Here is a 21,837-nt window from a genome sequence, read left to right as displayed (position 1 = left end):
GATCCGATCACCGTGTCTCTCATCACCACGGATCAGGTCGTTCTCGACCTGACTGGCGCGGACCGCCATGAGGCGACTGAAACGCTCGCCCGAACGCTCTCCGAGAGCGGGCGCTGCACGGACGTCGAGGTGTTCCTCGCCGATGTGCGCGAACGCGAGTCGAAGATGGCGACCGGGCTACCGGGCGGCATCGGCATACCGCACGCCCGCAGTGCCGCGATCACCGAGCCGTCGCTCGTCTTCGGACGCTCGAGCGACGGCGTCGACTGGGGCGCCAAGGACGGGCCGGCGCACCTGATCTTCCTGATCGCGGCGCCGGAAGGCGGCGGTGAAGCGCACATGCAGATGCTTCCCAAGCTTGCAAAAGCGCTGATGAACAAGGACTTCCGGGCGCAACTGGAGTCTGCGACAACGAGCGAGGAGGTTGTCGGCATCGTCAACGGGCACGTTCGGCTCGATGAGCCTGCAGCACCCGCCGCCGCAGTACCCGCCGCCGCGGCACCTGCGACCGGCCCGGCGACCGACTCGGCCGAGCCGGTGCACGCCGCGGGAGCGCCGGCGGACAGGAAGCTGAAGCTCGTCGGCGTGACCTCCTGCCCCACCGGCATCGCGCACACCTACATGGCGGCGGAAGCACTGGAGCGGGCCGCCCAGGAGGCCGGCCACTCCATGAAGGTCGAGACCCAGGGCTCCGCGGGCGCCAATCCCGTCAGCCCGCAGGAGATCGCCGAGGCTGACGCAGTGATCTTCGCCCATGACGTGGAGGTCCGGGACAAGGTCCGCTTCCATGGCAAGCCGACGATCGATGTCGGGGTCAAGAAGGCGATCAGCGACGGTCCGGCCCTCATCAAGGAGGCCGAGCGCCTCGCCGCCGAGTGGAAGGCCGACCCGAGCAGGGCGCAGGCCGCTGCCGCCACCGCAGGAGGCGGAGCAGGTATGGCGACCAAGGTCGACGACCAGGGCGGTGTCGGAACCCGCATCCGCCAGTGGCTGATGACCGGTGTGTCCTACATGATCCCGTTCGTCGCGGCGGGCGGCATCCTGATCGCGATCGGCTTCATGATCGCCCAGTTCGCCGGCGGCAAGACCGGCGCGATCGACGTCACGACCCACTTCACACTCGACCCCAGTTCGACTGCCAAGGGCGTGGCGATCCTGCAGAACAGTTTCGACCCGACCAGCGGAATGAACTGGGCGGCGCTGTTCTTTCTCATCGGGTCCGCCGCGTTCGGCTTCCTGGTGCCGATCCTGTCCGGTTTCATCGCCTACGCGATCGCCGATCGGCCGGGACTGGTGCCCGGCATCGTCGGTGGTGCGGTCGCGGCAACCATGCACGCCGGCTTCCTCGGCGGCATCGTGACCGGCTTCCTGGCCGGCTTCCTCGCCAAATGGGTCGCAAGTTGGCGGGTCCCCAAGGGTGTGCGCGGCGTGATGCCGGTTGTCGTCATACCTCTGGTCTCGACACTGATCACCATCGGGCTGTTCATCACCGTCCTCGGCCGCCCGATCAAGGGCTTGTCCGACGGGCTGGCGCATGCACTCAACTCCATGAACGGCACCAGCGCGATCGTGCTCGGCCTGGTCCTGGGCGTCATGATGGGCTTCGACCTCGGTGGTCCGGTCAACAAGGTCGCCTACACGTTCGCGACGACCGGACTGGCTGCGGCCGGGACGGCGACCAACGCGCCGCAGCTGAAGATCATGGCAGCGGTCATGGCGGCCGGCATGGTCGCTCCGCTCGCGATGGCTTTGGCGACCGCGGTGCGCCCGGCCCTGTTCAGTGAACCGGAGCGGGAGAACGGCAAGGCCGCGTGGCTGTTGGGCGCCTCCTTCATCAGCGAGGGTGCGATCCCGTTCGCGGCGGCCGACCCGTGGCGTGTCATCGTCTCCTCGGTCGTCGGATCGGGGATCACCGGAGCCCTCACGATGCTCTTCGGCGCCACATTGCGGGCACCGCACGGTGGGATCTGGGTGCTGCCGTTGATCGGCAACTTCGCGATGTTCGTCGTCGCGCTCGCGATCGGGGTGCTGGTCAGCGCCGCCATCGTGATCGCGCTCAAGCAGCGCGACCCCGCACGGCTCATGGCAGCTGAGAACGCCTGACCCCAGGCACCTTTTCCAGACAACGACAAACGCTCTGACAACCACTCGAAGGAGAACTCTCATGGCTCAACGCACTGCAACCATCGCCTCGTCCGTCGGACTGCACGCACGACCCGCGGCACTCTTCGTCGAAGCCGCCGGTGACACCGGGCTCGACGTCGAGATCGCCCGACCCGGTGAGGACCCAGTGGACGCGACCAGCATCCTCGGTGTCATGGCCCTGGGCGCCAAGCACGGCGAGGAGGTCGTCCTCACCGCCGACGGCGAAGGAGCCGACGAGGCACTCGACAAGCTGGTCGCGCTGCTGTCGCGCGACCTCGACGCGGAGTGATCATGGCCGGCGAGTCGTCGGAGACGTTGCGCGGCATCGGGGTCAGCGGAGGCACCGCCTACGGCCCGGTCGTCAAGGTGGCACCGGCAGTGCGTCCTCCCCGGAACGAGCCGGCCACGACCGATCCGGATGCAGCGCTGGCGCGTGTAAAGGTGGCATACGAGAAGGTGGCCGCCGACCTGGAGGCACGCGCCAGCAGGTCCGACGACACGGCCCAGCAGATCCTGAAGGCGACCGCGTTGATCGCGCGCGACAAGGGTCTGCACAAGGCGACCGGTAAACAGCTCGCCGCCGGCCTCGGCCCGGCGAGCGCGGTCGACGCAGCGATCGAGGAGTATGCCGCGCAGTTCGAGGCGCTCGGTGGATACTTCGCCGAACGCGTCACCGACCTGCGCGACGTCGGGGCACGCGCCATCGCGGCCGTCCTCGGGGTGCCCGCGCCGGGCATCCCCGACCTCGCCGCACCGAGCATTGTCCTGGCCCACGACCTGGCACCGGCGGAGACCGCGACCCTCGATCCGGCCCTGGTCGCGGGCATCGTGACCGAGGCGGGCGGTCGCACAAGCCACACCGCGATCCTGGCGGCCCAGATGGGGATCCCGGCTGTCGTCCACTGTGGCGGTGTGCTGGACATCCCGGCCGACGCCATGGTGGCGCTGGACGGCGACACCGGCCAGGTCAGCATCGACCCGAGCGCCGACTTCGTGACCGGTATGACGCAGCGGCGCGAGCGGCGGACCGCCGCACTGGCATCGTCCGTCGGACCGGGGCGGACCAGCGACGACCACCCCGTGGCGCTCCTGGCGAACATCGGTGGTGTCGAGGACGCTGTCGCCGCCGGCGCACAGGATCTGGAGGGTGTCGGGCTGTTTCGCACTGAGTTTGTCTTCCTGTCCGCCACATCAGCGCCGACGGTCGAGGAGCAGACGTCGATCTATCGGGCGGTCTTCGAGCCGTTCGGTGGCCGCAAAGTGGTCGTGCGCACGCTCGACGCCGGCGCCGACAAACCGTTGTCCTTCGCCGACCTCGGGCCGGAGGAGAACCCTGCACTTGGGCGCCGCGGACTGCGTCTGTCCGCACTTCATCCGGACCTGCTCGACACGCAGCTCGCCGCCGTGGCCGCCGCCGCCCAGGTAACCAGGGCCGACGTGCAGGTCATGGCGCCCATGGTCGCGACGGCGGAGGAGGCGGCGTGGTTCGCCCGGCGTGTCCGCGAGCACGGTCTGCCGAAAGCAGGTGTCATGATCGAGGTACCGGCCGCGGCGCTTCGTTCCCGGCAGGTGCTGGCCGATGTGGACTTCGCCAGCCTCGGCACGAACGACCTGGCGCAGTACACGATGGCGGCCGATCGGATGCAGGGCGACCTGGCTGACCTGCTGGACCCGTGGCAGCCCGCGGTGCTCGACATCATCGCGGCGGCGTGCGAGGGCGGCCAGGACACCGGCAAGCCCATTGGGGTGTGTGGTGAAGCCGGCGGTGATCCGCTGCTCGCGCTGGTCCTGGTGGGACTGGGCGTGGCGTCCTTGTCGATGGCACCGTCGAAGGTGCCCGTGGTCCGCTACGCGCTCGGTCGCCATACACTCGCGCAGTGCCGGCACCTCGCGGCGCTCGCGCGTCAGGCGCGCACCGCCGCCGACGCGAGGGCCGCTGTCCGACACGCCGCCGATCAGGACGTCGTCCAGATCCTCTGAGTCCCCTCCGAAATCCCACCGCGGTGGCGGTGGGAGCCGTCGGCTCGCTCTTACCTCGCGAGCCTCCTGCCAGATGCAGGGGACGAGCTCAGCCCTGCGTGGTGGCCGGCTCCAAACGCACGTAGACGCCCTTGGACGTCGGCGTGTTGCTGGTGTGCGCCACGCTGTCGAGGGGGACCAGCACGTTGGCCTCCGGGAAGTATGCCGCTGCCGAGCCACGGGCCGCCGGGTAACCGACCACCTGGAAGCCCGCCGCGCGGCGTTCGGTCCCGTCGGTCCACACACTGACCATGTCCACCAGGTCGCGGTCGGCGAAACCGAGCTCGGCGATGTCGGCGGGGTGCACCATGACGATCCGCCGAGCGTTGTGGATGCCGCGGTAGCGGTCGTTCATCGTGTAGGGGATGGTGTTCCACTGGTCATGGGAGCGCAGTGACTGGAGTACCAGGTACCCCTTGGGGGCGTCGGACATCTCGAAGTCGTTGCAGGTGAAGACGGCCTTGCCGCTCGCTGTCTGGTAGCGGCCTTCGTTGACCGCGCTCTGCAGCCGGAAGCCGCCCTGCTTGATGCGTGCGTTGAAGTCCTCGAAGCCGGGCACGACGTGAGCGATGTGATCGCGGATCCGGTCGTAGTCGGCCTCGAACCCCTCCCAGTCGATCGTGTTCTCCGGGCCGAGCGTATGACGGGCAAGCCGCGAGATGATCGCGACTTCGCTCAGCAGGTCGGGGGAGGCGGGCTCGAGTCGGCCGCGGGATGCGCTGATCTCGCTCATGGAGTTCTCGACCGTGACGAACTGCTCCTCCCCGGCCTGGAGATCGCGATCGCTGCGCCCGAGGGTCGGCAGGATGATCGCAGTCTCCCCACAGACGGTGTGTGAGCGGTTCAGCTTGGTCGAGACCTGCACGGTGAGCCGGCACTTGCGGAGCGCTTCCTCCGTGACGTCGCTGTCGGACATGGCGCGTACGAAGTTGCCGGCGAGGCCGAAGAAGACGCTCGCGGCGCCGTCGCGCATCGCCCGCACGGCATCGACCGAGTCGAAGCCGTGCTTCGCCGGCGGGGTGAAGCCGAACTCGTCGCCGAGGGCGGTCATGAACGACTCGGGCATCTGCTCCCAGATGCCCATGGTGCGGTCGCCCTGCACGTTGCTGTGGCCGCGCACCGGGCACACACCGGCGCCGGGGCGCCCGAGGTTGCCGCGCAGCAGCAGGAAGTTGACGATCTCGCGGATGGTCGGCACACCGTGCTTCTGCTGGGTGATCCCCATCGCCCAGCACACGATGATGGACCGGCTCTCGAGCACCCGTCGGTGCAACTCCTCGATCTCCTCGCGTGCGAGTCCGGTGGCACGCAGGACGTCGTCCCAGCTGGTCGAGCGCACGTGCTCGGCGAACTTGTCGAAGTCCGTGGTGTTCGCGGCGATGAACTTGTGGTCCAGCACCTGTCCGGGGGCCGCGTCCTCGGCTTCGAGCAGCAAACGACCGAGCATCTGGAAGAGCGCGAGGTCGCCGCCGGGGCGGATCTTCAGGAACTGGTCGGCGATGTCGATGCCGCGCCCGACGACGCCGCTCGGCTGTTGCGGGTTCTTGAAGCGGATCAGACCCGCCTCGGGCAGCGGGTTGATCGCGACGATCTTGCCGCCGTTGCGCTTGGTCTTCTCCAGGGCCGACAGCATGCGCGGATGGTTGGTCCCCGGGTTCTGCCCGGCGATGAGGATCAGGTCGGCGGCGTAGATGTCGTCCAGCGACACGGTGCCCTTGCCGACCCCGATGGTCTCGTTGAGGCCCGACCCGCTCGATTCGTGGCACATGTTGGAGCAGTCCGGCAGGTTGTTGGTGCCGAACGAGCGCGCGAAGAGTTGGAACAGGAAGGCGGCTTCGTTGCTGACCCGGCCTGAGGTGTAGAACAGCGCTTCGTCGGGCGACGACAGGCCTCGCAGTTCACCGGCGATGACGTCGAAGGCTCCGTCCCAGGTGATCGGCTCGTAGTGGGTCGCACCCGGTCGCTTGATCATCGGTTCGGTCAGCCGGCCCTGGTGGTTGAGCCACATGTCCGACTTGCCGTCGAGCTCGCTGACGGAGTGCTCGGCGAAGAACTCGCGACGGACACGACGGGTGGTCGCCTCGTCGTTGACGTGCTTCGCGCCGTTCTCGCAGTATTCGTTCTTGTGCCGATGGCCCGGGTCGGGCCACGCGCACCCGGGACAGTCGATCCCGTTGACCTGATTGAGGTTCAGCAAGGTCAGCGCCGGTCGTTTCAGCCCGGCCTGGTGGATCGAATACTCCATCGCGTGGGCCACCGCCGGGACCCCTGCGGCCCACCGCTTCGGCGGGGTGACCTTCAAGTCGTCCCGCGGATCTTCGTTCGATGCCATCGCGCACTCCCTCGACGTCGACCGCCATTGCGACTGTAGTCCGTGTCGTTGAGAGCGGTCCGCCAGCACCTCCCGGATCCCACCCGCTGGATCCGAAAATGTCTGAGGGGCCCGACAAGCTGCTGTCGGGCCCCTCAGACATCTGGCGGTGGCGGTGGGATTTGAACCCACGGTGGAGTCGCCCCCACACAACATTTCGAGTGTTGCACCTTCGGCCGCTCGGACACGCCACCGCCGAAGAGGCTACCTGACACGGGCGTTCACGCCAAAATGAGCGGGACCTCGACAGGCTCGGCCGGCGCGGGACCTCGACGAGCTCGGCCACCTCGACGAGCTCGGCCACCTCGACGAGCTCGGCCACCGCCACCGCCTGCTCACTGGACGACGTTGTCGCAGCCGGGCGGGGGAGTGGCGGTCGTCGGGGGCGCCGATTTGATCACCGGGGCGTCGTCCCCGAGGACCAGGTCGACCGAGTCGTCGGTCCGGCCGTCCTGGACCAACTGGGCGCCGGGTAGGTACTTCTTCACGAACTCGACGGCGTTCTTCTTACCCTTCGGCCCGAACCGGATCTGACCCGCCCCGGAGAGCGACTCCTTGTAGGGGTCGTTGCTGATCGTGCCGATGTTGAAGCCGTGCGACTCCATGGCGGTGGCGGTGCGGTTGGCCACACCGGTGTCCGAGGACGCGTTGTAGACGTTGAGGACGAAGATCGACTGCGGTGGCGAAGTGGTCGTCACGGCGCACGACGAAGCCGCCGGATCCGAGGAACCCGAGGTGTTGATGTAACCGAGGGCATAGGCGAAGGCGCCCACGACGAGCGCCGCGGCGATGATCAGGACGATGATCGACCGGCGCTTCCGGCGGCGGCGGGCCTGGGCGAGGCCGTCCTCGCGGACGTAGCTCACAGCGCCAGGACCCGTGCATGCAGCACGGGACGTTGTTGCAGGGCCGCTCGCAGCGCACGGTGCAGGCCGTCCTCGAGGTAGAGGTCGCCCTGCCAGGACACGACGTGCGCGAAGATGTCGCCGTAGAACGTAGAGTCCTCCGAGAGCAAGGTGTCGAGGTCGAGCGTGCGCTTGATGGTGACGAGTTCGTCGAGGCGGACGACCCTGGGTGACACGGTTCGCCAGTCCTTCGGACTGACCAGGCCGTGATCCGGGTAGGGCCGCCCCTCGCCCACCGCCTTGAAGATCACGAGGCACAGCTTAGGTCGCGTCACCGGGCGGAACACTTCGAACTCGGGCGTGGCGCGGCTATTCTCAGGCAACGTGACCGATACCACGGCGAGCGACCAGCTCGAACAGATCAGGAATGGCTACTCCTTCGAGGGTGCGGCGGTCGAGCTCGGCGCCGCAGTCATCGACGACACGGCACACGCGGATGCTCCCGTCCGGCTGCCGATCTCGATGATGAACCGGCACGGCCTGGTGGCCGGCGCCACCGGCACCGGCAAGACCAAGACCCTGCAATTGATGGCCGAGCAGCTGTCGGCCGCCGGGGTGCCGGTCTTTCTCGCCGACGTCAAGGGTGACGTGTCGGGCATCGCCTCGCCGGGCGAGGGCGGCGAGAAGATCGAGGCACGGGCCAAGGACGTCGGGGAGCAGTGGGAGGCGACGGGATTCCCCACGGAGTTCCTCTCCCTCGGCGGCCAGGGCAAGGGGGTGCCGATCCGGGCGACCATCACGTCGTTCGGCCCGACCCTGCTGTCGAAGGTCCTCGGCCTGAACGACACCCAGGAGTCGTCGCTCGGACTCGTCTTCCACTATGCCGACAAGCGCGGCCTGAGCCTGCTGGACCTCAAGGACCTGACGGCCGTCATCAAGTTCCTGACCTCCGACGAGGGTAAGGCGGACCTGAAAGGCCTCGGGGGCCTGTCCGCGTCGACCGCCGGCGTCATACTCCGCAACCTGATCGCGTTCTCCGACCAGGGCGCCGACGCGTTCTTCGGTGAGCCGGAGTTCGAGACCAAGGACCTGACCCGCACCACGGACGACGGCAAGGGCGTCGTCACGTGCCTGGAGCTCCCCGGTGTGCAGGACAAGCCGGCGCTCTTCTCGACCTTCCTGATGTGGCTGCTGGCCGACCTCTTCCACGAATTGCCCGAGGTCGGTGACGCCGACAAGCCCAAGCTGGTGTTCTTCTTCGACGAGGCGCACCTGCTCTTCAGCGACGCGTCCAACGCCTTCCTGCAGTCGATCGAGCAGACGGTGAAGCTGATCCGCTCCAAGGGCGTCGGCATCTTCTTCGTCACCCAGACGCCGAAAGACGTTCCCAACGATGTGCTTTCCCAGCTGGGCAACCGCGTGCAGCACGCGCTGCGGGCCTTCACCCCGGACGACGCCAAGGCGCTGAAGGCGACCGTGCAGACCTTCCCGACCAGCGACTACGACCTAGACAAGCTGCTCACCTCGCTGGGGACCGGCGAGGCCGTCGTCACTGTGCTCTCCGAGAAGGGTGCGCCGACCCCCGTCGCCTGGACCCGGATGCGTGCCCCGCTGTCGTTGATGGCGCCGTCCCCGGAGGCGACGATCGACGGCATCGTCGCCAAATCACCTCTCGCACCGAAATACTCGGAGGCAGTCGACCGCGAGTCGGCATACGAGATGCTCAACAAGAAGCTCGCGAGCGCCCCGGAGGAAACCGACGAGAAGCAGGCGTCCGCGCAGGCGGCGCCGAAGGAGAAGGCCGAGCCCAAGAAGAAGGACGAGCCGAGCATGGTCGAACAGGTGGTGAAGTCCTCGGCGTTCAAGTCGCTGATGCGGTCAGCGGGCACCGTCGTCGGCCGGGAGATCACCCGCAGCATCTTCGGGGTCGCCAAGCGGCGCTGACCAGCCGGTCACCGGGCGGCCGACGTGGCCGGGGCGCACGTGGCTGTCGGTGATGGCGAGGTCGGCTTCGGCGTGGCCCGCGCTGCCGGGACGACGGCCTTGTCCGTCCACTTGCTGCCGATCACCACATCGACCGTCGAGCTCTTGCGGTTGTCCTGAACCATCCGGACATCGTTGAACTGCAACGCGACTCGACGGGCCGCCGGCTCACCCTTCGCGCCGTAGCGCACGATGACCGCGTGGTCGGGGTAGAAGTGCGAGGTGTCGTTGCCGATCTTGTCGACGTGGAAGCCACGCTTGCGCATCTCGGTGGCGATGTCGGTGGCCGTGCCGGGTATGACGTAGGCGTTCAGCACGTTGATCGTGATCTTCGACGGCGGCGGCGGTGGCACGGGAACCAGCGCGAACTTCAACCCGATCACGACGTCGACGCTGGGGTCGGTCCGGTCGTCCTGCTCGAGCTTCGCATGCTGGACCTGCTCGGCAAGGGTCAGCGCGATCTGTCTGCCGTTGGCGCCGTACCGGATGATGGCGTACTTGGGTGCCTTCTCGGCGCTCGGGTCGTTGCCGGTCGCGATGATCTGGACGCCACGCCACCTCAGCTGCGAGGAGACGGTCGCGGCCATCCCGGTCTCGCCACTGGCGTTCCACACGTTGGCGTGGATGGAACTCAGCGGGATCTTCATCGTCGGCGTCGCGATCGACGCACTGCAACTGGAGGTTGCGGCACGGTCCGGGCCGGAGCTGGTGCACCCGGCCAGCAGTGGGAGCGCGAGCGCCACGGCCGCAGCAACTCCCACCGCGCGTGTGCCGGTCAATCCCATCGTGCCCACCCTGTGCGCCCCAAACGAACTCTGTCGACACACAGTATGAGTGGTGGACCTTGGGAACCCGAGCACCCCACGGTTGCGGGTCGGTCACAGCATTCGGCGGGAGGATCCCGGGCATGCCAAGCGCGTCGTATTCGGCGCGATCGGCATACGCGCGACCAGTTGGCGGAGGATAGGGGATTCGAACCCCTGAGAGCTTTCACTCAACACGCTTTCCAAGCGTGCGCACTAGGCCACTATGCGAATCCTCCGCGCAGGAGAATACCCGTTCATCGCCCGGACACCGAATCGGCACCGGACGACCGGTCTCGATTGCGTATGACGGCCCGGTGTGTTCTACAGTTGGCGCCGGACCCCTCGTGCGGTGGTACCTCTCCGAACTCCCCCAGGGCAGGAATGCAGCAAGGGTAGGAGAGCTCTTCCAGGTGCGCGAGGGGTTCTTTTTTCCCGATCGGGAGTCCCTACGACGGCCGAGTCACGGCGTCGCAGTCGGCGAGTTGCTGGGGGTGGCGCAGCCGGGTGGGGTGGACCGCACCGGCGCGAAATCGCTGGACAGTCGGATGCGCTCGCTGTCCGGCACGGTGACCCGGAGCCAGCCCTGATTGTTCACGATGCAGGCCGGAAGCGGCTTCTTGGTGACCGGGTCGCTGGCGCCGACATACGCCGAATAGCGGACCTTCAGGTCGATCGTCTTGTTCGCCGTCGCGTTCAGCACGACGCCGTGCGCGTCGATGGTGCTCACCTTCGCGCCGGTTGCGAGGGGTGCCGGGTTGATCACCCGGAAGAGTCGCCAGTCGGAGTTGCTCCAGGTCAGTTTGAGGTAGGGGAGCCCGCCGAGCACCAGTTCGGCCTCGTCCTTGGACGCGTAGTCGATCGGCGCCTTCGGGACCGCGACCCAGCCGACGGCGAGTGAGTCCAGCCACTGCCGGTAACTCACCGGGTTGAGCTTCTGCGGCTGGTAGAAGATCGGGTTGTCCGCCTTGTCCGCCTGCCGGTCCCAGCCGCGTGCCAGGGAGAACGACGTGAGGTATGCCGACCCCCAGTGGTTCTTGGTGTCGACGACCTCGACGCGCCGCCCGATCACCTTCGGTCCCAACCGTTGCTGATCCGTCTTCAGCGCGGTCGCGAGCGGCTTGTAGAAGACGTAGTTGCTGGACGGCTGGTGGGCCAGGGTCAACTGGTTGACCAGGTCACTCATCGGCCAGATCGCCACGATCACCGCGCAGGCGGTGACGAGCGACTGGCGCAGTTCGGCATACGCCACGACCGCCGGCACCGCGGCCAGCCAGGCCAGCCGAGTCACGTTGCTGCCGATGGCGAGCGGGACGATCAGCAGGGGGATGAAGGACACGGCGAGGACCGCGGCGGTCGCCCGGATCAGCTTGTGATGGCACACCCCGAACACCACCACGCAGGACAGCAGCGCCGGCGCCGCGTCGGTGATCGGGAACGGCATCTTGCCCGTGCCGGGGAAGAGGACCGCCATTGCGATTCCGGCGAGCAGGAGTATGCCGGCGCAGATGCCCGCGGTGCGCCGGCGTTCGGGGCGCGACAGCGCGACCACCGCGGCGATCATGCCGACGAAGAAGCCGGCCAGCGGGGAGGCGAGGAAGGACAGCAGTGACAGGACGATCGCGGACTTCTCGTGCCGGTGACGCAACGCGACCAGCGCCCAGATCCCGAGCGCCGCGCCGACCGTGAACGTGACCCGGCCGTTCAGCAGATCGGCGGCCTGGGCCAGCGCGATCGCGACCGCGCCCGCACGGGGCCGCGGCGCGCCCGCGACGAGCAGCGCCCCGCCATACGCACTGACCACCACGGCGATGACGCCGGTCAGCCGGATGCCGACGGTCGCCATCGAGAAGGGGACCAGGGCGCTGTAGTTGGGCAGGGTGATGCCCCCGAACCAGCCGCCCCACCACACCGGGGAGCCACCGACGCGGGCGACCTTGGCGCGGGCGACCTGTGCGGCGAGGTCCGGCACCTGGGGCGTCCAGAAGATGTAGAGCAGCGCGAACACGACCGCGCACGCGGTTGCCAAGGCCGTCGGCGTGCGCAGCCGACGCCACGAAAGCATGACTCCCACGGCCCCTTCCGCCGCCTGATCGACCCCTGACCGTGCCCCTGGGACCGGCGCCCGTGAGGTCTGGCGAGCTGATCAACGGCGCCCGGTACCTCCATCGTCGCACTCTCCGGTGGCTTTCCGCGCGGGATATGACCGGCGGGTTCCGACCGGACGCCACGGACCCATCACGCGTGTGGGCGAGGGCGAATAGAGTCGGAGTCGTGACGACCGCGCTGTACCGCCGCTACCGGCCCGAGACCTTCGCCGACGTGATCGGCCAGGAGCACGTGACCGAGCCGCTGATGCAGGCCCTGCGCACCGGGCGGGTCAACCACGCCTACCTGTTCAGCGGGCCGCGCGGGTGCGGTAAGACGACCTCGGCACGGATCCTGGCCCGCTGCCTCAACTGCGAGCAGGGGCCGACGCCCACGCCGTGCGGGGTGTGTGAGTCGTGTGTCGCGCTGTCGCGCGGTGGGTCCGGCACGGTCGACGTCATCGAGATCGACGCCGCGAGTCACGGTGGTGTCGACGACGCGCGTGACCTGCGCGAGCGGGCGTCATACGGCCCCGCGCAGGCGCGCTACAAGATCTACATCATCGACGAGGCGCACATGGTGACGCCGCAGGGCTTCAACGCGCTGTTGAAGATCGTCGAGGAGCCGCCGGAGCACGTGAAGTTCGTCTTCGCGACGACCGAGCCGGAGAAGGTCATCGGCACCATCCGGTCGCGCACCCACCATTACCCGTTCCGGCTGGTGCCGCCGGCGCGGCTGACCGACTACCTGCAGCAGTTGTGCGACGCCGAGGGTGTGGCCGTCGAGCCGGGTGTCCTCTCGTTCGTGACGCGGGCGGGTGCCGGGTCGGTGCGTGACTCGCTGTCGGTGCTCGACCAGCTGATCGCCGGGTCGGGTGAGGAGGGGCTGACGTATGCCGGGGCCGCCGCCCTCCTCGGCTTCACCGACGGTGAGTTGCTCGACGCGACGGTGGACGCGCTCGGCGCACGCGACAGCGGCGCCGTCTTCCGGCAGATCGACCGGGTGGTCGAATCCGGCCACGACCCAAGGCGTTTCATCGAAGACCTGCTGGAAAGACTGCGCGACCTGATCGTCATCGCCGCGGTGCCGGACGGTGCCGCGCAGGTGTTGCGTGGTGTGCCGGAGGACCAGCTGGACCGGATGCGGCAGCAGGCGGCCTCGTTCGGGCCGGGGGAGCTGTCGCGCGCCGCCGACATCGTCAACACCGGGCTGTCCGAGATGACCGGCGCCACCGGCCCGCGGCTGCAACTGGAGCTGATCTGTGCGCGGGTGCTGTTGCCTGCCGTCTCCGGTGAGCAGGGGTATGCCGCCCGCCTGGACCGCCTCGAGCGCCGTATGGACATCGGCGGCCCCCCGGCCATGGGAGGTGGCCGAGTAAGCGGCGAGGAACGAGCCGGGCACCCGAGCGGTGGCCGAGTAAGCGGCGAGGACCAAGCCGGGCACCCGAGCGGTGGCCGAGTAAGCGGCGAGGTACGAGCCGCGCATCGAGGTCCCGCGGGTCTCGATACGGGCTCGGCTAGCGCCTCGCCCTACTCGACCAGCGCGGGAGCGGGCTCGGCTAGCGCCTCGCCCTACTCGACCAGCGCGGGAGCGGGCTCGGCTAGCGCCTCGCCCCGAGTGGGGCAGGAGCAAAGCAGCGGTGGCCGAGTAAGCGGCGAGGAACGAGCCGCGCATCGAGGTCCCGCGGGTCTCGATACGGGCTCGGCTAGCGCCTCGCCCTACTCGACCAGCGCGGGAGCGGGCTCGGCTGGCGCCTCGCCCCGAGTGGGGCAGGAGCAAGGCAGCGGTGGCCGAGTAAGCGGCGAGGAACGAGCCGCGCATCGAGGTCCCGCGGGTCTCGATACGGGCTCGGCTAGCGCCTCGCCCTACTCGACCAGCGCGGGAGCGGGCTCGGCTGGCGCCTCGCCCCGAGTGGGGCAGGAGCAAGGCAGCGGTGGCCGAGTAAGCGGCGAGGAACGAGCCGCGCATCGAGGTCCCGCGGGTCTCGATACGGGCTCGGCTAGCGCCTCGCCCTACTCGACCAGCGCAGGAGCGGGCTCGACCGGCGCAGGAGCGGGCTCGACCAGCGCGGGTGCCGCCTCGGCCGGCGCGGGTGCGCCACAACAGGCGGCACCGTCGGGCGCGGTGACGACGGACGCCGTACGCCGTGCGTGGCCGGACGTGCTGGAGCGCATCGCGCGCGCCAAGCGGGTCACCTGGACGTTGCTGAGCCAGCACGCGCACGTGGCCGACTTCGACGGCGAGACGCTGGTGCTGGGCACCAGCAGCCCCGGGCTGGCGCAGGCGGTCGAGCGACCACCGCACCCGGACGTGGTGGCGGCGGCACTGTTCGACGCGCTCGGCATACGTGCCCGGGTGACGGCACGACCCGACTCGGGCGCGCCGGCTCCCAACCTCCCGCCGGAGCCGGATGACGGGCCCGGCCGTGCGCCCGGACCGCCCGATGACGCGTCGGCACCGGCCGCACCGCAGACCGACCGGCAGCCCCCGGCCCAGGACATCCCACCGCCGGTTGACGGGCCGAGCGACCGCACCCGCGACGCCGCACCTCCCTCGCGTCGGTCCCGGGCCGCCGAGGCGCTCGCCCAGGCCGGCCTGTCGGCAGGTTCCGGCACGACGGACACCGGCGGCGGCTGGGGTTCGGTCAACGCTCCGCCACCGGAGTGGGCGACCGCCGAGAACCCTGCGGCTCCGGACCGCTCCGTCGCGCAGGCGAAGCCGAAGCCCGAGGAGGAGATTGCGGAGTCGATGGACGACGAGGACGTCGACGACCCGGGTCCGGTGGGGCTTCCGGTGATGCAGGCGGTGCTCGGCGCCACCGTGATCGACGAGCAGGTGGACTGATGGGTGGCGGGCCCCTCTACCCGCTGTCGCGGATGACCGTTGCCCCGTTGCTGCGGGCGGTGTGGCGCCCGCAGGTCGAGGGCAGGGACAACGTGCCCCGGACCGGCGGCGTGCTGATCGCGAGCAACCACCTGTCCTTCATCGACAGCGTCGTGATCCCGCTGGTCGCGCCACGCAAGGTGGTCTTCCTGGCGAAGGTCGAATACTTCACCGGCAAGGGTGTCAAAGGGGTCGCGTCCAGGAGCTGGTTCAACGCCATGGGCATGATCCCGGTGGAGCGGGAGGACTCGCGCGCCGCGGTCAACTCGCTCGACCAGGCGCTGCGGGTGCTACGGGAAGGTGAGGCGTTCGGCATCTACCCCGAAGGCACCCGTTCGCGCGACGGCCGGCTCTACCGGGGCCGGGTCGGGGTTGCCCACCTCGCGATGGAGGCGGGTGTGCCCGTCGTACCGACCGGGGTCATCGGCACCCCGGAGGTCCAGCCGATCGGCACCAACGTCCCGCGATTGGCGAAGGTCACGGTGAAGTTCGGCGCGCCGCTCACCTTCGGCGAGGAGTTCAAGTCGATGCCGGCCGGCAAGGCCCGGCGCGTGGCGACAGACCGGATCATGGACGCCATCGCGCAGTTGTCCGGCCAGGAGCGCGCGTCGTCATACAACGAACGCCCGGCCGGGTAGCGAGTCTCGCCCTCGCGGGGGGTCAGTCGAGCGAGAGTGGAAGCGACGGCGGGTGCGGCCGCGCCGATAACCGAGCAGCGTCCAGTCCGGTTGGTCCCAGCCGACGACAGATGCGCGATCTCGACGACGTCGTCACGCGGAGCGGCGACGTACAACAGATCAGCCAACATCCCGGCACCCTAACAAGGGCCTACCAGCCAATTGTGCTACCCGATGTGCCGGTGTCGACCCGTCCGCGAGGCTTCCGGCCTGCGGGTGGGAGCGTCGATGGCGGTGGTGTCGCGCCCGAGGATTAGGCTCGTGAACTGTGTATGAGGGTGTGGTCCAGGACCTGATCGACGAGCTCGGCAAGCTGCCGGGGGTGGGTCCGAAGTCGGCGCAGCGCATCGCGTTCCACCTGCTGCAGGCCGACCCCGCCGACGTGGCCCGGCTGACCGAGGTGCTGGCCGTCGTCCGCGAGAAGGTGCGCTTCTGCGAGCGGTGCTTCAACGTCGCCGAGGAGACCCTCTGCCGGATCTGCCAGGACCCACGCCGCGACGACACGCCGATCTGTGTGGTCGAGGAGCCCAAGGACGTCGTCGCGGTCGAGCGGACCCGCGAGTTCCGCGGCCGCTACCACGTGCTCGGCGGGGCGATCAGCCCGATCGACGGCATCGGGCCGGACGACCTGAAGATCACCGAGCTGGTCCGGCGCCTCGGCGAGGAGCCGATCGAGGAGGTCATCCTGGCCACCAACCCCAACCTGAACGGTGAGGCCACCGCTACCTACCTGTCGCGGCTGCTGCGCACGATGGGACTGCGCGTCACCCGCCTGGCTTCCGGCCTGCCCGTCGGGGGAGACTTGGAGTATGCCGACGAAGTGACCCTCGGTCGCGCATTCGAAGGACGGAGAGTTGTCGATGCCTGAGACACCTGACGCCGAAGCCCTGCAGGTCGGCACGCTGGCGGCGGAGACCGCCCAGGACGCGCGCGCGTTCTGCGAGTCGGTGCGCCAACTGGCCGCCGGTTCGGCGCCCGACGCCGCGCTGCCCCTGATGCTGCTGATGCTGGCACAACTGCAGGTCGCCGGTGCCCGGCTGGGCGCCATACAGGATGTCGTGCCGGAGGAGCGGTACGAAGCCGACCCGGGCCCGGAGAGCAACCTCGACGCGCTGCGCATGGGCCTGGCCAACATGCTCGACGGCATCGACGACTACGCCGACGTCGTCGACCCGATGACCTCCGTGGAACCGGCCCGCGGCGCCCTCTCCGACGACCTCGCCGATATCGTCGGCGCGCTCGAGCACGGCCTGGCCCACTTCGACCACGGTCGGCTGACCGAGGCGCTGTGGTGGTGGCAGTTCAGCTACCTGTCGCAGTGGGGTGTGCGTTCGTCGGCGGCGCTGCGCGTCGTACAGACGATCCTGGCGCACCTGCGGCTGGACGCCGACGACGAGACGGTCGCCGATGCGGAGTTCGAGGCACTGCACCCCTGAGCCGGATCCTGGGCCGCGAGGAAGTGACGACGGTAGCGACCTACTCGCCCGCCATGCGTCAGACCGCGGACGGCGCCCGGTCTCCCTCGGACGGTTGTGCCGCGTCCTTCGCGTGGTGGAGGCGCGTCAGCTCCTCCTTGTCGCGCGCCGGTGACCACGGCTGGTGGCCGAAGAGCAGCCAGACCGCCACGACCGAGACCGCGACGCAGAAGTAGCCGGCGAGCGCGTCGAAAATGTAGTGGTTGGCCGTCGCCATCACGAGGAACAACGTCCAGAGCGGGTAGAGGACACCAAGTGCGCGCAGCAGCCGATGTCGCGCGACGAAGAAGAGCGACAGCCCGACCCACAGGGCCCACGCGCAGTGCAGGCTCGGCATGGCGGCGAAGAGGTTGGAGTGCTCGCTCACCGTGCGGCTGCCCCACGAACCGATGGTATGGAAATAGACCGTGGTGTCGACGAACCCGGCGCCGTTCAGCAAGCGCGGTGGCGCCGTCGGGAAGAGCCAGAAGCCGATCAGCCCGAGGATCGTAGTGAAGGCGAGCACGCTTCGTGCGGTCTTGTAGACGCGACGGTGCCAGATGAACAGCCAGACCAGCACCCCGATCACCGGGACAGCGAAGGTTGCGTAGCCGTAGTTCGCGGCCTGGGCGATCCAGTGGTGGTGCATCACGAACCGGTTGAGGGTGAGCTCGATGTCGAAGCCGAGGTGCTGCTCGAAGTGGAACAGGTCCCAGCCCCGCGCGTAGGCCTCGTGCTCGCGCAGGGGGACGAGGTCGCGCAGATGCTCGTAGACGGCGTCGAGTACGACGATCAGGATGATCTCGAACCACCAGCGCGGCGGACGGTACGCTCGCCACGCAACGGGTAGCAGCGCCGGGCCGGACTCGGCGCGACGCTGTGAGACAGTGAGGTCGCCGACCCCTTCCCTACTACTCGACACACATCAAGTCTGTCACTGATGTCTCACAGCTCGAAATTGCCTCCCGATCACGGTGTGTTCACCGGGTGGTTACCGGGCCGCCCTGAACGTGCGTCCAGAAGGTGGACGGACATTCCGCCATACGGGCGACGAAATCTGGGGGAGGAGCCGCCGGTAGAATCGGCATCCCCGCCCATGACGTCCCCCGAAGGGAAGCTCGAGCAGTGCCTCTCGTGGTCCAGAAGTATGGCGGCTCCTCGCTCGCCGACGCCGAAAGCATCAAGCGGGTCGCACGACGCATCGTCGACACGCGCAAGGCCGGCAACCAGGTATGCGTCGTCGTCTCCGCGATGGGTGACACGACCGACGAGCTGCTCGACCTCGCCGACGCGGTCTCGCCCGCCCCGCCGGAGCGGGAGCTCGACATGCTGCTCACGGCCGGTGAACGCATGTCGATGGCCCTGGTCTCCATGGCGATCGCCAACCTCGGCGACTCCGCTCGGTCGTTCACCGGCTCCCAGGCCGGGGTGATCACCGACGACGCCCACGGCAAGGCCCGCATCATCGATGTCACGCCCGGCCGGATCACCGATGCGCTCGCCAAGGGCCACATCGTGATCGTCGCCGGCTTCCAGGGCGTGAGCCAGAACACCAAGGAGATCACCACGCTGGGCCGTGGCGGCTCCGACACCACGGCCGTGGCGCTCGCCGCCGCGTTGAATGCCGATGTCTGCGAGATCTACACCGACGTCGACGGCATCTTCACCGCGGACCCGCGCATCGTGCCCACGGCCCACAAGGTCGACCGCATCAGCAACGAGGAAATGCAGGAGATGGCCGCGTCGGGCGCCAAGGTCCTGATGTTGCGGTGCGTCGAATACGCCCGACGGTTCAACCTGCCGATCCATGTGCGCTCGTCGTTCAGCTACCGCGAGGGCACCTGGGTCTACCCAGCAGTCGAAGGAGAAGACGACGTGGAAGCCCCGATCATCGCCGGTGTCGCGCACGACCCCAGCGAGGCCAAGATCACGGTCGTCGGTGTCAAGGACACGCCGGGCAGCGCCGCGGCGATCTTCAACCTGATCTCGCAGCAGCAGGTCAACATCGACATGATCGTCCAGAACGTCTCGGCGGTCGCCACCGGCAAGACCGATGTGTCGTTCACGCTGCCCAAGACCGACGGCCAGCGTGCCGTCCAGGCGCTGCAGGACGCCAAGGACGCGCTCGGCTTCGAGTCGCTGCAGTACGACGACCAGATCGGCAAGCTGTCGCTCATCGGCTCCGGCATGCGCAGCCACCCCGGCGTCTCGGCCACGTTCTTCCAGGCACTGGCCGACGCCGGCATCAACATCGAGATGATCACGACCTCGGAGATCCGGGTGTCGGTCGTCACCAGGGGTGACCTGCTGGACGACGCGGTGCGTGCGGTGCACACGGCGTTCGGCCTGGATTCCAGTGACGGTGAAGCAGTGGTTTACGGAGGTACCGGACGATGAATGCATTGAACGTCGGCGTCGTCGGCGCCACCGGCCAGGTCGGTGGGGTCGTGCTCAAGCTGCTCGCGGAGCGCAACTTCCCGGTGGCCGAGTTGCGCCTGTTCGCCTCGGCACGCTCGGCCGGCCGTGAGATCGACTGGCAGGGCAAGCGACTGGTTGTCGAAGACGCGTCGACCGCCGACCCGGCCGGTCTGGACATCGCGATCTTCTCCGCCGGTGGTGCGACCTCCCGGGAGCAGGCCCCCCGGTTCGCCGCGGCCGGAGTCACGGTCATCGACAACTCGTCCGCGTGGCGCAGTGACCCCGAGGTCCCGCTGGTCGTCTCCGAGGTCAACCCGCAGCAGATCGCCAACACCCCGAAGGGCATCATCGCCAACCCGAACTGCACCACGATGGCTGCGATGCCGGTGCTGAAGCCGCTGACCGACGCGGCCGGGCTGCGCCGGCTGATCGTGGCGACCTACCAGGCCGTCTCAGGGTCGGGCATCGCCGGTGTCGAGGAGCTGGCCGGGCAGATCCGCCAGGGCGTCGAGGGCAACCTCGAGGGACTCGCGCACGACGGGGAGGCCGTCGAGCTCGGCCCGGCGAAGAAGTATGTCGCCCCCATCGCCTACAACGTGCTCGCCATGGCCGGGTCCGTCGTCGGGGACGGCAGCGGGGAGACCGACGAGGAGCAGAAGCTGCGCAACGAGTCGCGCAAGATCCTCGACCTGCCGGACCTCGCGGTTGCGGGCACCTGCGTGCGGGTGCCGGTCTTCTCCGGCCACTCGCTGGCGATCCACGCCGAGTTCGACAGGGCGATCACCCCCGACGAGGCGCGCGAGTTGCTGTCCGACACACCCGGGGTCGTGGTCACCGATGTGCCGACCCCGTTGGAGGCGGCCGGCAAGGACCCGTCGTATGTCGGGCGCATCCGGCAGGACCAGTCCGTGCCGGACGGCAAGGGACTGGTGCTCTTCGTCTCCGGTGACAACCTGCGGAAGGGTGCTGCCCTCAACACGATCCAGATCGCCGAGGTCATCGCCGCGGGGCGCTGACCATGGCGGGCAAGCCCACACTCGCAGTCGTCGGGGCGACCGGCGTCGTCGGGCTGTCGCTGCTGTCCCTGCTGCCCACCCGGGATGACATCTGGGGTGAGATCCGCCCGATCGCGTCCAGCCGGTCGACCGGTCGCCGGGTGTCGATCCTCGGGAAGGACACCGTCGTCCGGGAGCTGAGTGTCGATTCGTTCCGCGGGGTGGACGTCGTCGTCATGGCGGTGCCGGCGGCGGTCGCCGCGAAATGGGCACCGATCGCCGTCGAGGCCGGCGCCACCGTGGTCGACAGCTCCGGCAACTTCACCCTCACGCCGGACGTGCCGCTCGTGGTGCCGGAGATCAACCCGGACGCGGCGAAGGAGCCGGCGTCCGGGATCGTCGCCAGCCCGAGCGCCGCCACCTTGATGATGGTCGGTGCGCTGCACTCGCTGCACAGTGCTTGGCAGTTGACCTCGGCCGTCATCACGACCTTCCAGGCCGTCACGGACGCCGGTGTCGCCGGCGCCCTCCGGTTGTACGACGAGACGATGGAGCTGGCCGGCAACCAGAGCGTGGGTCAGTCACCCGGGGACGTGCGACGGATGCTGTCCGACCTCGGGTCGTCACCGTTCCTCGCGCCGGTGGCGTTCAACGTCATCCCGTGGGTCGGCGACGAAGCGGACCAGGGCGCAACGACCACCGAGAGCGCGGTGCGCGACGAACTGCGCCGGCTGTTGCGGGTGTCGCACCTGCCGGTTGCGGTGACCTGCGTCCAGGTGCCCGTGGTGCGGACTCACTCGGTGTCCCTGCACGCGACGTTCGCAGCCGAGACCGACCGCAACGATGCCGTGCGGATCCTCACCGAGTCGTCCAATTCCGTGGTGGTGCTGGACGATTCGGCCAACTCGCTCGACGACGCATGGCCGACGCCGGTGGACGTGGTCGGTGCCGACCCGATCTTCGCGGGCCGCGTGCGGCGCAGCGAGGGCTTCCCGAACTCGATCGAGTTGTTCATCTGCGCGGACAACCTGCGCAAGGGCTCGGCGCTCAACCTGCTGCAGATCGCGGAGCTGACCGTCTGACTCTCACCGGTTCGTCGGTGCGCGACTTCGCGGCCCGAGATTCCATATCGTAGGCTTTGGTAGTGCATAAGGTT

17 protein-coding genes, 2 tRNA genes and 1 other RNA gene are annotated in these 21,837 nt (G+C 68.8%); 12 read left to right on the top strand and 8 right to left on the bottom strand.

The window, feature by feature from the left end; all coding sequences use genetic code 11:
- The first annotated feature begins 12 nt into the window (after positions 1–12).
- The 3 genes from FHU39_RS25025 (at position 13) to ptsP (ending at position 4,125) form a co-directional block, all read left to right on the top strand.
- The gene (locus tag FHU39_RS25025; RefSeq protein WP_183321570.1) at positions 13–2,103 is read left to right on the top strand and encodes a fructose-specific PTS transporter subunit EIIC; all 2,091 of its coding nucleotides are present in this window, start codon (positions 13–15) and stop codon (positions 2,101–2,103) included.
- Between the two features lie 61 nt (positions 2,104–2,164).
- Positions 2,165–2,434, top strand: coding sequence for an HPr family phosphocarrier protein (locus FHU39_RS16020; protein ID WP_183321569.1), 270 nt, complete (start codon positions 2,165–2,167; stop codon positions 2,432–2,434).
- A gap of 2 nt (positions 2,435–2,436) precedes the next feature.
- On the top strand, positions 2,437–4,125 hold the full coding sequence (gene ptsP / locus FHU39_RS16015) for a phosphoenolpyruvate--protein phosphotransferase (RefSeq protein WP_183321568.1): 1,689 nt from the start codon (positions 2,437–2,439) through the stop codon (positions 4,123–4,125).
- A gap of 88 nt (positions 4,126–4,213) precedes the next feature.
- Here the strand turns inward: ptsP and FHU39_RS16010 are convergent, their stop codons facing one another.
- From FHU39_RS16010 to FHU39_RS15995, 4 genes are all read right to left on the bottom strand, one after another.
- The gene (locus tag FHU39_RS16010; protein WP_183321567.1) at positions 4,214–6,496 is read right to left on the bottom strand and encodes an FdhF/YdeP family oxidoreductase; all 2,283 of its coding nucleotides are present in this window, start codon (positions 6,494–6,496) and stop codon (positions 4,214–4,216) included.
- A gap of 143 nt (positions 6,497–6,639) precedes the next feature.
- Positions 6,640–6,729: transfer RNA gene (locus FHU39_RS16005), tRNA-Ser, on the bottom strand.
- Between the two features lie 141 nt (positions 6,730–6,870).
- On the bottom strand, positions 6,871–7,401 hold the full coding sequence (locus FHU39_RS24740) for a LytR C-terminal domain-containing protein (protein WP_183321566.1): 531 nt from the start codon (positions 7,399–7,401) through the stop codon (positions 6,871–6,873).
- Positions 7,398–7,691, bottom strand: a complete 294-nt coding sequence (locus FHU39_RS15995) for a type II toxin-antitoxin system VapB family antitoxin (RefSeq protein WP_183321565.1) — start codon at positions 7,689–7,691, stop codon at positions 7,398–7,400. The genes FHU39_RS24740 and FHU39_RS15995 overlap by 4 nt, the downstream gene beginning before the upstream one ends.
- A 73-nt stretch (positions 7,692–7,764) precedes the next feature.
- Here FHU39_RS15995 and FHU39_RS15990 point away from each other — a divergent pair, with 73 nt between their 5' ends.
- A complete protein-coding gene (locus tag FHU39_RS15990) occupies positions 7,765–9,324 on the top strand; it encodes a helicase HerA-like domain-containing protein (protein ID WP_183321564.1) in 1,560 nt (519 codons plus the stop codon).
- An 8-nt stretch (positions 9,325–9,332) separates the two neighbouring features.
- Here FHU39_RS15990 and FHU39_RS15985 read toward each other — a convergent pair whose 3' ends face one another.
- Both FHU39_RS15985 and FHU39_RS15980 read right to left on the bottom strand, forming a co-directional pair.
- Complete coding sequence (locus FHU39_RS15985) at positions 9,333–10,148, bottom strand: LytR C-terminal domain-containing protein (RefSeq protein WP_183321563.1); 816 nt, start codon at positions 10,146–10,148, stop codon at positions 9,333–9,335.
- A gap of 169 nt (positions 10,149–10,317) precedes the next feature.
- A tRNA-Ser gene (locus tag FHU39_RS15980) sits at positions 10,318–10,405 on the bottom strand.
- A 96-nt stretch (positions 10,406–10,501) separates the two neighbouring features.
- Here FHU39_RS15980 and ffs point away from each other — a divergent pair.
- Positions 10,502–10,600: signal recognition particle sRNA small type (gene ffs / locus FHU39_RS15975), an RNA gene on the top strand.
- A 29-nt stretch (positions 10,601–10,629) separates the two neighbouring features.
- Here ffs and FHU39_RS15970 read toward each other — a convergent pair.
- A complete protein-coding gene (locus tag FHU39_RS15970) occupies positions 10,630–12,231 on the bottom strand; it encodes a hypothetical protein (protein ID WP_183321562.1) in 1,602 nt (533 codons plus the stop codon).
- 209 nt (positions 12,232–12,440) lie between these two features.
- Between FHU39_RS15970 and FHU39_RS15965 the strand changes: the two genes are divergently transcribed.
- The 4 genes from FHU39_RS15965 (at position 12,441) to FHU39_RS15950 (ending at position 17,250) form a co-directional block, all read left to right on the top strand.
- Positions 12,441–15,098 carry a DNA polymerase III subunit gamma and tau gene (locus tag FHU39_RS15965; RefSeq protein WP_343065939.1) on the top strand — a complete coding sequence of 886 codons (2,658 nt, stop codon included), beginning with the start codon at positions 12,441–12,443 and terminating at the stop codon, positions 15,096–15,098.
- Positions 15,098–15,775, top strand: coding sequence for a lysophospholipid acyltransferase family protein (locus tag FHU39_RS15960; RefSeq protein ID WP_183321560.1), 678 nt, complete (start codon positions 15,098–15,100; stop codon positions 15,773–15,775). Before FHU39_RS15965 ends, FHU39_RS15960 begins: the two co-directional genes overlap by 1 nt.
- Before the next feature lie 307 nt (positions 15,776–16,082).
- The gene (recR, locus tag FHU39_RS15955; RefSeq protein WP_183321559.1) at positions 16,083–16,682 is read left to right on the top strand and encodes a recombination mediator RecR; all 600 of its coding nucleotides are present in this window, start codon (positions 16,083–16,085) and stop codon (positions 16,680–16,682) included.
- Entirely contained in the window at positions 16,675–17,250 is a 576-nt protein-coding gene (locus FHU39_RS15950) for a DUF5063 domain-containing protein (protein WP_183321558.1), read from the top strand. Before recR ends, FHU39_RS15950 begins: the two co-directional genes overlap by 8 nt.
- Before the next feature lie 58 nt (positions 17,251–17,308).
- Here FHU39_RS15950 and FHU39_RS15945 read toward each other — a convergent pair whose 3' ends face one another.
- Positions 17,309–18,190, bottom strand: a complete 882-nt coding sequence (locus FHU39_RS15945) for a phosphatase PAP2 family protein (protein ID WP_183321557.1) — start codon at positions 18,188–18,190, stop codon at positions 17,309–17,311.
- 203 nt (positions 18,191–18,393) lie between these two features.
- On the opposite strand from FHU39_RS15945, the gene FHU39_RS15940 reads away from it, so the two are divergent.
- The 3 genes from FHU39_RS15940 to FHU39_RS15930 are packed head-to-tail and all read left to right on the top strand — an operon-like array spanning position 18,394 to position 21,763.
- A complete protein-coding gene (locus FHU39_RS15940; RefSeq protein ID WP_183321556.1) occupies positions 18,394–19,665 on the top strand; it encodes an aspartate kinase in 1,272 nt (423 codons plus the stop codon).
- Positions 19,662–20,702, top strand: coding sequence for an aspartate-semialdehyde dehydrogenase (locus tag FHU39_RS15935; protein ID WP_183321555.1), 1,041 nt, complete (start codon positions 19,662–19,664; stop codon positions 20,700–20,702). Before FHU39_RS15940 ends, FHU39_RS15935 begins: the two co-directional genes overlap by 4 nt.
- Before the next feature lie 2 nt (positions 20,703–20,704).
- Entirely contained in the window at positions 20,705–21,763 is a 1,059-nt protein-coding gene (locus tag FHU39_RS15930; RefSeq protein WP_183321554.1) for an aspartate-semialdehyde dehydrogenase, read from the top strand.
- Positions 21,764–21,837: the final 74 nt, after the last annotated feature.

The sequence above is a fragment of the Flexivirga oryzae genome (assembly GCF_014190805.1).
Lineage (GTDB): Bacteria > Actinomycetota > Actinomycetes > Actinomycetales > Dermatophilaceae > Flexivirga > Flexivirga oryzae.
Note: the sequence above shows the minus strand (reverse complement) of the source record. Positions and strands in the feature narration are given on the sequence as shown.

Bases quoted from the DNA above. Each gene is read 5' to 3' on its own strand.
- FHU39_RS16020 (WP_183321569.1), top strand. From the start codon at position 2,165: ATGGCTCAACGCACTGCAACCATCGCCTCGTCCGTCGGACTGCACGCA.
- ptsP (WP_183321568.1), top strand. From the start codon at position 2,437: ATGGCCGGCGAGTCGTCGGAGACGTTGCGCGGCATCGGGGTCAGCGGA.
- FHU39_RS16010 (WP_183321567.1), bottom strand. From the start codon at position 6,496: ATGGCATCGAACGAAGATCCGCGGGACGACTTGAAGGTCACCCCGCCG.
- FHU39_RS15985 (WP_183321563.1), bottom strand. From the start codon at position 10,148: ATGGGATTGACCGGCACACGCGCGGTGGGAGTTGCTGCGGCCGTGGCG.
- FHU39_RS15970 (WP_183321562.1), bottom strand. From the start codon at position 12,231: ATGCTTTCGTGGCGTCGGCTGCGCACGCCGACGGCCTTGGCAACCGCG.
- FHU39_RS15960 (WP_183321560.1), top strand. From the start codon at position 15,098: ATGGGTGGCGGGCCCCTCTACCCGCTGTCGCGGATGACCGTTGCCCCG.
- FHU39_RS15950 (WP_183321558.1), top strand. From the start codon at position 16,675: ATGCCTGAGACACCTGACGCCGAAGCCCTGCAGGTCGGCACGCTGGCG.
- FHU39_RS15935 (WP_183321555.1), top strand. From the start codon at position 19,662: ATGAATGCATTGAACGTCGGCGTCGTCGGCGCCACCGGCCAGGTCGGT.
- FHU39_RS15930 (WP_183321554.1), top strand. From the start codon at position 20,705: ATGGCGGGCAAGCCCACACTCGCAGTCGTCGGGGCGACCGGCGTCGTC.